This is a genomic window from Streptococcus suis, from assembly GCF_002960445.1.
Taxonomy (GTDB): Bacteria; Bacillota; Bacilli; order Lactobacillales; family Streptococcaceae; genus Streptococcus; species Streptococcus hyiners.
In genome coordinates this window covers 1-278 of record NZ_POJD01000443.1, presented here as the reverse complement: position 1 = coordinate 278, position 278 = coordinate 1, and the positions used below count along the sequence as shown (strand labels likewise).

The 278-nt window shown below is 43.5% G+C and carries 1 protein-coding gene; it reads left to right on the top strand.

Going from position 1 to position 278, the window contains the following annotated elements; all coding sequences use genetic code 11:
- A partial coding sequence (locus C1G53_RS12450; protein ID WP_238139153.1) for a CdaR family protein occupies positions 1-278 on the top strand: 278 nt, incomplete at both ends.

Here is a 278-nt window from a genome sequence, read left to right as displayed (position 1 = left end):
CTTATGTTCACACACTGAGCAATGTACCGATTGAAATTGAATATGATACAAACAAGTATTTTATTTCCGGATTTTCTTCGACGGTGGCAGTTGAATTAAGGGGCTCTAATCGTGTTCTCCTACAGAGAGAATCAGATGAGTCAACTCGGACTTTTCAAGTGACTGCGGATTTGAGAGAGTTGAGTGATGGGACACAGACTGTCAAGCTACAATTGACCAATTTGCCGGCTGGAGTGAGTGCGACACTAGCACCTGATGCGATTACCGTCAAGATTGGT